This is a genomic window from Cryobacterium sp. TMT1-2-1 (assembly GCF_004403955.1).
GTDB classification, from domain to species: domain Bacteria; phylum Actinomycetota; class Actinomycetes; order Actinomycetales; family Microbacteriaceae; genus Cryobacterium; species Cryobacterium psychrotolerans.
Map to the genome: position 1 here is coordinate 1 of NZ_SOHC01000006.1, position 10,657 is coordinate 10,657.

Consider the following 10,657-nt stretch of genomic DNA (forward strand, 5'->3'; position numbering starts at 1 on the left):
CACCGCCGGCGGCGCCCGCGCTCGCCGGTCCCGGAGCCGGTCCCGCTCCGACGGCCGGACCCGCTCCGACGGCCTGGCCCGGGCCGGGAGGGGTGCGCGACCGCCCGAGGCCGATCGCGCCGGCCACGACGAGCATGATGCCGATCAGCAGGAGGAGGCCGCCGCCGATCAGCAGCCCGACGGCCAGTGGCCCGAGCAGATCGGACCGCGCTCCCGCCTGTAGGGACACGTCCACGCCGGGGCTCCCGTCCGCGTTCATCACGACGACGGCCCAGTTTCCGGACTGGATGTCCCACTCGAGTTGCTGTTCGCCCGAACCGGAGACCGATTCCGTCCACCAGGTCTGCTCGTCCGGCGGCTCCGGCTCGTTGGGTCCGGCCACGTCGTCGTACTCGGCCCGGAACGGGGCGAAGGTCATCTGCCTGAGCACGGTGTGGTTCACTCCGGCCAGGTACTGGTCGACGTCGGCCTGGGGTGCAATCCCGATGAAGATCTCCCCGTCCTGCCCGACCGACGTGGCCCGGAGCCTGATCGTTCCGACGTCGAAGGGGAGTCCGGTGGACACGCCCATGTCGGCGTCGGAGTGAGGTGAGGTGAGGGCGTAGGTGTCGACCGAGAACGTACGGGCGGGGGTTTCGAGGAAACCGCCCGACCGTTGCTCGGAATTGGCCCAGGCCGCGACGATCCCGCCGCTGACCACACCCATCCCCAGCAGGGCGAGGAGCATTCCGATCACGAGCATGACCACGGATCCTGGCTTCATGGCTGACGTCCTCTCGGCAAGCGCGCCGTCCCCTGATTCCCTTCAGGTTTTACCCGAATCCGGCGGCTGTCAACCCCGGCGGACGGACCTCGTCAGCGGAGCAGCCGGGCCAGCTGGGAGCCGACGGCATCGTGTTCGATCAGGAACCCGTCATGCCCGTAGGGAGACTGGAGCACGACCGGGTCGCTGCCGTCGATGTTGTTCGGAAGATGGGCGGCGATGGTCCGCTGGCCGTCGACAGGGAAGAGCCGGTCGCTGTCGATCCCAAGGACGAGGGTCCTGGCGGTGATCCGGGCGAGCGCGGAAGGCACGCCGCCGCGCCCTCGACCGATGTCGTGGGAGTTCATGGCCAGGGCGAGGACGATGTAGCTGTTGGCATCGAATCGGCGGGTGAACTTGTTGCCGTGGAAGTCGAGGTACGACTCCACCGCGAAACGGCCGCCGGCGCCGAGGGGGCTGATGTCGCTTTGCCAGCCGCGCTCGAAGCGCAGATTGAGCTCGGACGGGCTGCGGTAGTTGAGCAGCGCCATCCGCCGGGCCAGGGAGAGGCCCCTGGTCGGGCCGTCGCCGTCCGCGGCGTCGTAGTAGTCGCCGGCGCGGAAGAGCGGGTCGGTGCGAATGGCCTCGATCTGCACCGAGTTGTGCGCGATCTGGTCGGCGGTCGACACCGGGGGCGCGGCGAGGATGGCGAGGCGTTCGACCCGGGCCGGCTTCTCCACCGCCCACTCCAGCGCGTGCATCCCGCCCATCGAGCCGCCGATGACGGCCGCCCAGCGGTCGATCTCGAGCCGGTCGGCGAACGCGACCTGCGCGGCGACCTGGTCGCGGATGGTCAGGTAGGGGAAACGGGTGCCCCATTCCGCGGCGTCGGGCGCCAGCGAGGACGGGCCGGTGCTGCCCTGGCAGCCGCCGAGCATGTTCGGAGCGACGACGAACCACCGGTCGGTGTCGATGGCCAGGCCCGGACCGACGATCCCGCCCCACCACCCGGCGGTGTGGTGCCCCGGTCCGGATGGTCCGACCACGTGGCTGTCGCCGGTGAGGGCGTGCAGCACGAGCACGGCGTTGTCGCCCGTGGGAGAGAGCGTGCCCCAGGTCTCGTAGGCGATCCGCACGGCGCCCAGGCTGCTCCCGGCCTCGAAGTGCAACGGGCCGACATCCAGGAACCGCCGGTGACCGACCGGGTCGCCGTCACGCCAGGCACCCGTGGCCGGAGGCTTGCCGAGCAGCGAGCGCGCCTGGGCCTCGGTGATGAAGCTCGACGGGACCGTGTCAGCGGCGGATTGCCATTCCATAGGCCTCCATTCTGCCGCGCGATTCAGTTCCCGGCCCGTTTGTGACGCCGGACCGGCGAATTCGACGGAGATCCCTTCGCCGCGGGACCGAAATCGGCCCGCAACGCCCGGTGAGGGGGGAATCTCCGTCGAATTGCCGGCGGCGTGGCCGGCGGTCGTTCGGCTAGGCGTTGGCGCGGGAGGCGGCCACGACCGCGCGAGCCGCGGCGAAGCCGATCTCGAGGTCCGCCTTGAGGTCGGCGATGTTCTCGATGCCGACCGACAGGCGCACCAGCCCGGGGGTGACGCCGGCGGTGAGCTGCTGCTCGGGGGTGAGCTGCGCGTGCGTCGTCGACGCCGGGTGGATGACCAGCGACCGCACGTCACCGATGTTCGCCAGGTGGCTGAACAGCTCGAGGTTGTCAACCAGCTCGCGGCCGGCATCCACCCCGCCCTTGAGTTCGAACGACAGCACGGCTCCGACGCCCAGGGGGGCGTATTTGTTGGCCGCCGCGTACCAGGGGCTCGACGGCAGGCCCGCGTAGTTGACCGAGGCGATGTCGGCGTGGTTCTCGAGCCACTCGGCGATCTCCTGGGCGTTCTGCGTGTGGCGCTCTACCCGGAGGCTGAGGGTCTCGATGCCCTGGATGAGCTGCCAGGCGCTGGCCGGCGCGATCGCGGCGCCGAGGTCGCGCAGCAGCTGCACGCGCGCCTTGATGATGTACGCGATCCCGTCGCCGACCGCGCCCGTGTAGCTGGCGCCGTGGTACGACGGGTCGGGCTCGGTGAGTCCGGGGAACTTCTCCACGTTCTTCGACCAGGCGAACTTTCCGCCGTCGACGACGATGCCGCCGATGACCGCGCCGTGCCCGCCGAGGAACTTCGTGGCGGAGTGCACGATGATGTCCGCGCCATGCTCGAACGGGCGGATCAGGTACGGGGTGGCGATCGTGTTGTCGACGATCAGCGGCACGCCCGATTCGTGGGCGACATCGGCCACGAGGGAGATGTCGAGCACGTTGATCTTCGGGTTGCCGATGGTCTCCGCGAAGAAGAGCTTGGTGTTGGGGCGAACCGCGCGGCGCCACTCGTCGGCGTCGTCCTGGTTCTCCACGAACGTCGTCTCGATGCCGAGCTTGGCGAGCGTGTACTTGAAGAGGTTGTAGGTGCCGCCGTAGATCGAGCTGGATGACACGATGTGGTCGCCGGCCTGGGCGATGTTGAGCACCGCGAACGTCGTCGCCGACTGGCCGGACGCCAGCAGCAGCGCAGCGGTGCCGCCCTCGAGGGCCGCGACGCGCTCTTCGACGACCGCCTGCGTGGGGTTCTGGATGCGCGTGTAAATGTTGCCGAACTCGGCCAGCGCGAACAGGTTCTGGGCGTGCTGCGCGGAGTTGAACACGTACGAGGTGGTCTGGTAGATCGGCGTGGCCCGCGCGTTGGTGACCGGGTCGGGGCTGGCGCCGGAGTGAACCTGCTTGGTTTCGAACTTCCAGGCTGAAGTGTTATCGCTCATGAGGTGGGTCTCCCTTGGGTCCGGGGCGGGCGTGGACCGTCCATCGCTCTGCAGCGAGCCTAAACACGCAGGTCCACACCGGCAACGGTGCCCGAAACACGGCGTCACATCTGCGCCGGGACCGGCCGATTTGCCGGGGCGGACTCCGGTGAGATCAGCGCGGTTCGCCCGGCGGGAGCACGATCGTCCCGGTGAGGGTGGCCGGCTCCCTGCGGAACAGCCAGCGCGCACGCGGTTCGACGAGCGGCCGGAACACCCTCCGCACGACGCCCTGCGAGAGCAGGACCGAAATCCCCACGCTGAGCAGCATCATGGCGGGGAGCACCCAGGCCGGCTGCGGGCCGTCCAGCACGCCCGACTCGCGGAACGGGAACAGGGCGAAGCTGTGCAGCAGGTAGATGTACATGGTGGCGGCGCCCAGCTTGCTGAACCAGGTGCGGCGCCGGGGCACGAGCACCAGGAACGCCACGATCAGGCCGAAGGCGAGCAGCATGAGGCAGAGGCGGATGACGCCGGCCCAGACCTGGTCGTATCCGATCGTGCCGTACGACTCGTCATAGAGCAGGAAGCGGCGAACCTTCAGCTCGCGCAGCCGGTCGATGCTCAGCACGATGACGACCGCCAGGGCGGTGAACAGGGCCAGGGCGGCCGCGCGCCAGCGCCACACCACCCGGGGGCCGAGGGCCAGCCAGCGGCCGGTGAGCTGGCGCTGGCGCAGGTGCCAGCCGAAGACGAAGAAGGGCAGCAGGCCCAGGGTTCGGGTGAGGGTGAAGGTCGCGTCGAGCGACTCGATGTAGCCGGCGCCGACGGAGATGAGGATGCTGATCAGCAGCGGATAGCGGAGCAACACCAGGTAGGGCAGCGAGATCCGCCAGATCGCGATCGCGATCAGGAACCACAGCGTCCAGGAGGCAGTCGCGTAATCGAGCCAGAAGTTGCCGCCGAGCAGCCAGCGCACGAGCGTCCAGATCGTTTCGAAGATCAGGTACGGGAAGACGATGTCGGTCAGCAGCCGGTGCAACTGCCGGGTGCCGGGCGGCCCCGACTTGGCGAAATACCCGCTCACGGCCACGAACAGGGGCACGTGGAACGCGTAGATGAACAGGTACGCCTCGTAGGCGACATCCGACTCGGCAATGAGTTTGAGGATGGCGTGACCCATCACCATGAGGGTGATCGCGATCCAGCGGGCGTTGTCCCAGATCGGGACCCGCCTCTTCTGGGCTGTCGTTGCGGCTGCGCCTGTGGTGCTCATTAGCCCCATTCTCCCTGCAGAATAGAAGAATGGGTACACGCAGAGTGGTCGTAACCGGTGCAAGTTCGGGAATCGGGGCGGCCAGCGTGCGCCTGTTCCGGCTTCGAGGGTGGGACGTCGTCGGGGTCGCGCGGCGTGCCGACCGTCTCGCGGCGCTCGCCGAGGAGACCGGCGCACAGGTCTTCACGGCCGACCTGACCCGGCAGGCCGACGTCGACGCGCTGCGCGATTTCCTGGCCGCGACCGGCCCGGTGCACGCCCTGGTCAACAACGCCGGCGGCGCCCTGGGCCTGGACAGCGTCGAGAACTCGAAGATCGAGGACTGGGCCTGGATGTTCGAGATCAACGTGCTCGCCGTGAAACGGGTGACCAGCGCCCTGCTGCCCCTCCTGCGTGCCGGAATCTCGTCGGGCGGCGGCTCGGCCGACATCGTGACCATCACCTCGATCGCCGGCCACGTCAATTACCTCGGCGGCGGCGGCTACAACGCGGCAAAGTCCGCCGCGCACGCGATGACGGAGGTGCTTCGCCTTGAACTGAACGGCGAACCCATCCGGGTGATCGAGATCGCCCCCGGCATGGTCAAGACCGACGAATTCGGCCTCGTGCGCTTCGGCGGCGACGCGGAGAAGGCGGTCGCGGCGTACGAGAACATTCCGAACCCGCTCACTGCGGAGGACATCGCCGAGACGATCGTCTCGAGCGTGGAGCGCCCGGCACACGTCAACCTCGACCTGATCACGATCAAACCGGTCGCCCAGGCGGCGCCGACGAGGATCGCCCGGGGCGAACTGCGGATGCGGGACTGACCGACCCCGGATCCGGGCTCAGTCAGCAATGTCCCAGACCCGGAGCGTTCCGTCGGAGGAGCCGGAGACGGCGAAGCGGCCGTCAGGGGTGATTGCAACGGCCTGGACAGCGGTGAGGTGGCCTTCCAGCGTGTGGAGTAGACGCCCGGAGGCCAGGTCCCACACCCGCAGGGTCTTGTCGGAGGACCCGGACACTACCCTGCGCCCGTCGGGAGTCACCGCAATGGCCGAGACCTTCTTGGTGTGGCCCGCCAGGGTCTGCACTGGGCGCCCGGATGCCAGATCCCACACCCGCAGGGTCTTGTCGGACGATCCGGACACAACCCTTCGCCCGTCGGGAGTCACAGCGAGCGCCCAGACCGGACCTGCGTGACCCTTCAGGGTTTGCACCGTCGCCCCGGAGGCCAGCTCAAGCACCCGCACTGTCCTGTCGGTGCAGCCGGAGAGAACCAGGCGCCCGTCGGGGCTCACGGCGACGCCCCCAACAAAGCGGTTGCCCGGCAAGGTGCTCACCGCCGCCCCCGATGCCAGATCCCAGACTCGAAGCGTCCAATCCTCGGAGCCGGAAACAGCCCAGCGCCCGTCGGGAGTCACAACCACCGTGCGCACTGGCTTCTTGTGGCCCGCCAGGGTGTGAAGCAGGCGCCCGGACGTCAGATCCCACACCCGCACCGTCGTGTCGGAGGACCCTGACACAACGGATTGTCCATCGGGTGTCACCGCGAGCGCGAACACCATGGCGTGCGCGTCAAGCGTCCGAAGCGGGCGCCCCGTTGACAGGTCCCAGACCGTGGTTGGCCCGTTGCTCCCGCAGCCCAGGGCGCACGCCCCGTCGGGCGTCACAGCCACCGAGGACGAGCCACCGGGAGCAAGGGTGCGTATCAGCCTCGCCGATGCCTCAACCGGGGGCGGTTCACCGGTTCGTGTCCCCGAGATCACCACATTCAAGCCATAGGCGGTGGGTCCCACGCCGAACACAAACAGTGCCAACCACAAGGACGTCGTGGTGTTCGCGAAGTCGGTTCCCTCGGGATTCCAGCCGGTCGTGAAGTGCCTGACGAGGTAGAGGGAGCAGTACCCGATCACGGCGAGACCGAGGAACGTCAGCACGATCCCGGCGAGCCTCCACGCCACGGCACTGGTGGCCTTCCTGGCGCGCAGACCGCTCATCATCGCCACCTCCCGCCCCGTTGGCCCGGAGTCCTCGCCCCTGCGTGACCGGCATGTGCCTCTCAACAGGTTCAACCTAGCCCTCGCACCGACACAGGACCATGTCGTGGGACCCAGCTCACCCTCGCGGAGGGTGGACGAAGGCCGGGGGCGAACTGCGGATGCGGGACTGACCGACCCAGGACTGCTGTCAGCTGCCTTCGCCGGCGCCGTGGACGGCCCGTTGCAGGTCGTCGAGCACGGTCGGATCCTCGATGGTCGGCGGAACCGTGTACGGCTCGCCGTCCACGATCTGCCGGATCGTCTTGCGCAGGATCTTGCCTGAGCGGGTCTTCGGCAGCCGTTCCAGGATGGTCACGTCGCGGAAGGCCGCGACCGGGCCGACGTGCTCCCTGACCAGCCCGATGAGTTCGGCGGCGAGGGTGTCGTGGTCGATCTGCTCGCCGGCCTTCAGCGTGACAAAACCGGCAGCGCGCTGCCCCTTGAGCGCGTCGTGCACGCCGAGGACCGCGCACTCCGCGACGGCCGGATGCAGGGTGAGCACCTCCTCGAGGGAGCCGGTCGACAAACGGTGGCCGGCCACGTTGATCACATCGTCAGTGCGGCCCATCACGTACAGGTAACCGTCCTCGTCGAAGTGGCCGGAGTCCCCGGTCGCGTAGTAGCCAGGGAAGGCCGACAGGTAGGCGCTCGTGTACCGGTCCTCGCTGCCCCAGACCCCCATCAGGGTGCCCGGCGGCAGGGGCAGGCGGATGGCGATGTTGCCTTCTTTCCCCCGCTTGACCGGCTTGCCCTTCGAGTCGAGGATCTCGATGTCGTAACCGGGCACGGGCACGGTGGCCGACCCGGGCCTGGTCGGGAGGGCCTCGATGCCGCGCGGGTTCGCGCAGATCGCCCAGCCCGTCTCGGTCTGCCACCAGTGGTCGACGACCGGGCAGTGCAGGCCGTTGTTGGCCCAGTGGAACGTTTCCGGGTCGAGGCGCTCACCGGCCAGGAACAGGCTGTCCAGGCTGGACACGTCGTGCTTCGCCAGCTCGCGCAGCCCCGGGTCGACCCGCCGGATGGCGCGGATCGCGGTCGGGGCGGTGAACAGCACCTTGACCTTGTAGTCCTCGACGACACGCCAGAAGGCCCCGGCATCCGGTGTGCCGATCGGCTTGCCCTCGTAGATCACCGTGGTGGCGCCGACCAGAAGCGGGGCGTAAACGATGTAGGAGTGGCCGACCACCCAGCCGACGTCGGAGGCGGCCCAGTACACGTCGCCGGGACCGACGTCGTAAATGTTGCGCATCGACCAGGCCAGGGCGACGGCGTGCCCGCCGTTGTCGCGCACGATCCCCTTGGGGCTGCCGGTGGTTCCTGAGGTGTAGAGGATGTACAGCGGGTCGCCTGAGCGCAGGCTGACCGGCCCGGCCGGGGTGGCCGTCGCCTCCTCGTCGGCCCAGTCCAGCCAGGTGGCGTGGGTGTCGTCGGTGTAGTCGGCTGCGCTGCCGGGAACCGCGTCACGGCCACGCACGATGACGGTCTTCACCGATCCGGCGCTGAGCTTCAGGGCGCGCTGCACGAGCGGGAGGTATTCGACCGCACGACCCGGTTCGAGGCCGCCGGAGGCGGTGACGATGACGCCGGGGCCGGCGTCGTCGATGCGCACGGCCAGTTCGTTGGCGGCAAAGCCGCCGAAGACGACGGAGTGAATGGCACCGATGCGGGCGCAGGCCAGCATGGCGACGATGGCCTCCGGGATCATCGGCAGGTAGATGATCACGCGGTCGCCTTTGTCCACGCCGTTGGCGCGGAGCACTCCGGCGAACCGGGCCACGCGCTCGAGCAGCTCGCTGTAGCTGAGCGACAGCCTCGTGCCGGTCATGGCCGAGTCGTAGATCAGGGCGGCCTGGTCGCCGCGGCCGGCGAGCACATGCCGGTCGAGGGCGTTGTAGCTCGTGTTCAGCTCCCCGTCGGGAAACCAGTGCGCGGCGCCGGGGGCGCGCTCGTCCAGGGCGACGGTCGGGGGAGTGACCCAGTCGATTCCGCGCGCGGCATCGAGCCAGAACTCGCCCGGCGATTCGATGCTCCGCGCCCAGGTCTCGCGGTAGCCGGCGTGTGGTTCGCCCGTCATGTTGAACCTCTCCATTGAGCCCTCTGTATACAAAGGATGCTCGAAGTATTGCACAATTGACGCCTGAAGCGCATAGTATGACCGTTGTGTATACACAAACCGATTCTGGGGTCCGCGAGCCTGTCACCGCGAGCGAGCCGCTCACCGCCAGCGAACGGGCCTACCGGCAGCTGCGCGTCGAGATTCTCGATGGGGACCTCCCGCCCGGTACGGGCCTGCTCGAGGTGGAGCAGGCCGCGCGCATCGGCGTCTCGCGCACCCCGCTGCGGGCGGCTGTGGCCCGGCTCATTTCGGACGGACTCGTGGCCGGGCGCAGCGGTCGGGGGTTTGTGGTCACCGAGATCTCGATCGAGCGGATCCGCGAGCTGTACGAGCTGCGCCAGGCGCTCGAAGAGCAGGCCGCCCGGCTCGCGGCACTGCGCCGCGACCCCGCCGTCTTCCGGGCCCTCCGCGAACAGTTCGTGTCGGCTCCCGAGCTGCTCCTCCAGGGCGAGGACGGCATCCACCGCTACTACGACCTGATCGACGACCTCGAGCGGGCCATCGACACGGCCGGCGCCAACCCGTACCTGGTCGGCGCCCTCGATGCCGTACGCACCCACCTTTCCCGCATCCGCCGACTGGCCAGGGGCAACCAGGCCCGCCTGCGGGCGGCCGCGACCGAACACCTCCTGATCATCGACGCGATCATCGCCGGCGACGCCAACCTGGCCGCCCACGCGACCCATGTCCATCTCCACCAGAGCCTCACCAGCGTCCTCGCGGCGATTGATGAGGAGACGGCCAACCGGGCCGACTGACCGAAAGGATTCATCGTGCAGCTCCACAACGTACGAGTACACCGCAGCGACGAGAATCTCGCCAGGGGAAGCCAGCTGGCCTGGAAGATCGCCGAGGTGGCAACCGATCCGGTAGAGGTGACCCCGGAGGTCACCGAGATGGTGATCAACCGGGTGATCGACAACGCGGCCGTTGCCGCAGCCTCGCTCACCCGCCGCCCGGTCGTGTCGGCCCGCGGGCAGGCCCTGTCCCACCCGCGGTCCGTCGGCGGCGAGGGCGCGACGGTCTTCGGCCCGGCCAGCGCACGACGGGTCTCCCCGGAATGGGCGGCCTGGGCCAACGGTGTGGCCGTGCGTGAGCTCGACTACCACGACACGTTCCTCTCGGCCGAGTACTCCCACCCCGGCGACAACATCCCGCCGATCACCGCCGTGGCCCAGCACCTCGCCGCGTCGCGGGGGCTCACCGGGCGCGACCTCGTGCGCGGGATCGCCACCGGGTACGAGATCCAGATCGACCTGGTCAAGGCGATCAGCCTGCACGAGCACAAGATCGACCACGTCGCCCACCTCGGCCCGTCGGCCGCCGCCGGCATCGGTTCGCTCCTCGGCCTCGACGCCGAGACCATCTTCCAGGCCGTCGGCCAGGCGCTGCACACCACCACGGCCACCCGGCAGTCGCGGAAGGGCGAGATCTCCAGCTGGAAGGCGCACGCCCCGGCGCTCGCCGGCAAGCTGGCGGTCGAAGCCGTCGACCGGGCCGTGCGCGGAGAGACCAGCCCCACCCCGATCTATGAGGGCGAGGACGGCGTGATCGCCTGGCTGCTCGACGGTGCGGATGCCGCGTACAGCGTGCCGCTGCCCGAGCGCGGGGAAGCCAAGCGGGCCATCCTCGACAGCTACACGAAGGAGCACTCGGCCGAGTACCAGGCGCAGGCCTGGATCGACCTCGCCCGGAAGCTGCACAACCAGCAC

At 69.1% G+C, this 10,657-nt stretch carries 8 protein-coding genes and 1 pseudogene; 3 read left to right on the forward strand and 6 right to left on the reverse strand.

What is annotated here, in order from left to right:
• The 4 genes and pseudogenes from E3T33_RS01080 to E3T33_RS01095 form a co-directional block, all read right to left on the reverse strand.
• Positions 1 to 763, reverse strand: a pseudogene (locus E3T33_RS01080) (DUF4389 domain-containing protein); the annotation flags it as partial.
• A 92-nt stretch (positions 764 to 855) separates the two neighbouring features.
• Positions 856 to 2,058: a homoserine O-acetyltransferase gene (locus E3T33_RS01085; RefSeq protein WP_092325369.1), complete on the reverse strand. Its 1,203-nt coding sequence runs from the start codon at positions 2,056 to 2,058 to the stop codon at positions 856 to 858.
• Positions 2,059 to 2,221: 163 nt separating this feature from the next.
• Positions 2,222 to 3,553: a bifunctional o-acetylhomoserine/o-acetylserine sulfhydrylase gene (locus tag E3T33_RS01090; RefSeq protein WP_134476414.1), complete on the reverse strand. Its 1,332-nt coding sequence runs from the start codon at positions 3,551 to 3,553 to the stop codon at positions 2,222 to 2,224.
• 154 nt (positions 3,554 to 3,707) lie between these two features.
• Positions 3,708 to 4,808 carry an acyltransferase family protein gene (locus E3T33_RS01095; RefSeq protein ID WP_241982781.1) on the reverse strand — a complete coding sequence of 367 codons (1,101 nt, stop codon included), beginning with the start codon at positions 4,806 to 4,808 and terminating at the stop codon, positions 3,708 to 3,710.
• A 29-nt stretch (positions 4,809 to 4,837) separates the two neighbouring features.
• On the opposite strand from E3T33_RS01095, the gene E3T33_RS01100 reads away from it, so the two are divergent.
• Positions 4,838 to 5,617 carry an SDR family NAD(P)-dependent oxidoreductase gene (locus tag E3T33_RS01100; RefSeq protein ID WP_174775371.1) on the forward strand — a complete coding sequence of 260 codons (780 nt, stop codon included), beginning with the start codon at positions 4,838 to 4,840 and terminating at the stop codon, positions 5,615 to 5,617.
• 18 nt (positions 5,618 to 5,635) lie between these two features.
• Here E3T33_RS01100 and E3T33_RS01105 read toward each other — a convergent pair whose 3' ends face one another.
• Both E3T33_RS01105 and E3T33_RS01110 read right to left on the reverse strand, forming a co-directional pair.
• Complete coding sequence (locus E3T33_RS01105) at positions 5,636 to 6,787, reverse strand: WD40 repeat domain-containing protein (RefSeq protein ID WP_166784353.1); 1,152 nt, start codon at positions 6,785 to 6,787, stop codon at positions 5,636 to 5,638.
• A 190-nt stretch (positions 6,788 to 6,977) separates the two neighbouring features.
• Entirely contained in the window at positions 6,978 to 8,903 is a 1,926-nt protein-coding gene (locus E3T33_RS01110) for an acetate--CoA ligase (RefSeq protein ID WP_092323214.1), read from the reverse strand.
• A gap of 86 nt (positions 8,904 to 8,989) precedes the next feature.
• Between E3T33_RS01110 and E3T33_RS01115 the strand changes: the two genes are divergently transcribed.
• Both E3T33_RS01115 and E3T33_RS01120 read left to right on the forward strand, forming a co-directional pair.
• The gene (locus E3T33_RS01115) at positions 8,990 to 9,703 is read left to right on the forward strand and encodes a GntR family transcriptional regulator (protein WP_241977259.1); all 714 of its coding nucleotides are present in this window, start codon (positions 8,990 to 8,992) and stop codon (positions 9,701 to 9,703) included.
• Positions 9,704 to 9,718: 15 nt separating this feature from the next.
• A partial coding sequence (locus E3T33_RS01120) for an MmgE/PrpD family protein (protein ID WP_134574559.1) occupies positions 9,719 to 10,657 on the forward strand: 939 nt, incomplete at its 3' end.

Excerpts from the sequence above, each read along its gene's own strand:
- E3T33_RS01085 (WP_092325369.1), bottom strand. The coding sequence starts at position 2,058 with ATGGAATGGCAATCCGCCGCTGACACGGTCCCGTCGAGCTTCATCACC.
- E3T33_RS01090 (WP_134476414.1), bottom strand. The coding sequence starts at position 3,553 with ATGAGCGATAACACTTCAGCCTGGAAGTTCGAAACCAAGCAGGTTCAC.
- E3T33_RS01095 (WP_241982781.1), bottom strand. The coding sequence starts at position 4,808 with ATGAGCACCACAGGCGCAGCCGCAACGACAGCCCAGAAGAGGCGGGTC.
- E3T33_RS01100 (WP_174775371.1), top strand. The coding sequence starts at position 4,838 with ATGGGTACACGCAGAGTGGTCGTAACCGGTGCAAGTTCGGGAATCGGG.
- E3T33_RS01105 (WP_166784353.1), bottom strand. The coding sequence starts at position 6,787 with ATGAGCGGTCTGCGCGCCAGGAAGGCCACCAGTGCCGTGGCGTGGAGG.
- E3T33_RS01110 (WP_092323214.1), bottom strand. The coding sequence starts at position 8,903 with ATGACGGGCGAACCACACGCCGGCTACCGCGAGACCTGGGCGCGGAGC.